The organism is Sinorhizobium sp. BJ1 (genome assembly GCF_002531555.1).
GTDB lineage: Bacteria > Pseudomonadota > Alphaproteobacteria > Rhizobiales > Rhizobiaceae > Sinorhizobium > Sinorhizobium fredii_B.
The window spans coordinates 1-1,439 of the sequence record NZ_NWTH01000102.1 but is presented as its reverse complement, the minus strand read 5'-3'; the positions used below and the strand labels follow the sequence as shown (position 1 = coordinate 1,439).

The 1,439-nt window shown below is 56.8% G+C and carries 2 protein-coding genes; one reads left to right on the top strand and one right to left on the bottom strand.

The features are described 5' to 3' along the window. Window positions 1-184: 184 nt before the first annotated feature. Window positions 185-1,069 (top strand): 3-keto-5-aminohexanoate cleavage protein, encoded by an 885-nt coding sequence (locus CO676_RS34225; protein WP_097524306.1) that lies wholly within the window; start codon window positions 185-187, stop codon window positions 1,067-1,069. Between the two features lie 115 nt (window positions 1,070-1,184). Here the strand turns inward: CO676_RS34225 and CO676_RS34220 are convergent. Continuing rightward, window positions 1,185-1,439 (bottom strand): SDR family oxidoreductase (locus tag CO676_RS34220; protein WP_144340262.1); only part of this gene is annotated, 255 nt, incomplete at its 5' end.

Below are 1,439 nucleotides of genomic sequence, written 5' to 3'. Positions count from 1 at the left end.
CTTTCCCCAGCCAAGTTTCACTTGTGCAAGAGCCTGGTTTCTTCGTTAGCTAAAGCGCGCTGCACAGGTCGAAGGCTCAGACTATGTCTGCCTGCTAAAGCGTTCGAGTCAACCGAGCGCCACCTGATCGGCGCCCTCAGGCAGGAGCTTTGCTCTAAAACCATGTCCATCATCGGAGATATACATGAATCGTGAACCTTTCATCACCTGCGCTGTAACAGGCGGAGGCGACTTTGCAGGCAAAAGCCCGCATGTACCCGTCACGCCTGTGGAGATCGCCGACAGCGCGCTGGAAGCATATGAAGCAGGTGCGGCAATTGTCCACCTTCATGTTCGCGATCCAGAGACGCGACTGGGCAGCCGGGATGTTGGGCTCTATCGGGAGCTTGTTACGATCATTCGGGAGCGCAACAAGGACGTTATCATCAATCTGACCGGCGGTATGGGTGGTGAGATCCTATTCGGTTCTGAGCAGTCTCCGTTGCCGCCGGCTGCGGGCACCGATTTCGTTGGCCCCCAAGAGCGAATGGAACACATTCTGGAGTTGAAGCCTGAAATTGCAAGCCTTGATACAGGCTCTTTGAATTTCGATGACTCTCTCTACGCGACAACGCCAACCTGGTTGCGGGCGATGTCGGACAGCTACAAGGGCGCTTCAGTCCTTCCGGAGATCGAAGTCTTCGAACTTGGGCATATCGAACTGGCAAAGCAGTTGATCAAGGAAGGTCGGATCGCGCAGCCACCGCTCTTCCAGCTTTGCCTCGGGATCAAGTATGGAGCGCCTGCCACGTCAGATGCGATGATGGCGATGCGAAACGCGCTGCCGTCGAACGCCATCTGGGCAGGGTTTGGACTTGGCGCAATGCAGATCCCAATGGCTGCGCAGGCTGTTCTCTTAGGCGGCAACATTCGAGTTGGCTTGGAGGACAATCTCTATCTGGAGCGTGGAGTCCTCGCCACCAATGCACAGTTGGTTACAAAAGCCCGTCAAGCGGTTGAAGCCATGGGGGCTAGAATACGCTCCGCTTCGGAAACGCGCACCTTACTTAACCTGAGGCCCCGCACGTAGCCGCGTTCACAGCACCGGGCGTTGCAACTCCCCGCAGAGCTGCAACGCCGCTTTCCAGAAACCTATTCCCGCGGGTCTTACACGAAGCACCAGCGCGGGAAAGCTTTATGGATGCTCAGACCACCAAGCACCCGCCATCGATCGGAAGCGCAATTCCGGTAATCGACTTCGCGGCCTCGCTGCATAGGAACAGAACGCCGGCTGCGATTTCGTCAGTTTCCACGAAACGCCGGGTGGGCATATCCGTCAGAAAATAGTTTCGGGCAGCCTCGTCAAACGAATATTGAAGCTCGGCCGCTTTCTCCTCGACCTGCTTGGCGGCCCATGGGGTCAATACCCAGGCGGGGCATACGGCATTGCAGGTAATTCC

Bases quoted from the DNA above. Each gene is read 5' to 3' on its own strand.
- CO676_RS34225 (WP_097524306.1), top strand. From the start codon at position 185: ATGAATCGTGAACCTTTCATCACCTGCGCTGTAACAGGCGGAGGCGAC.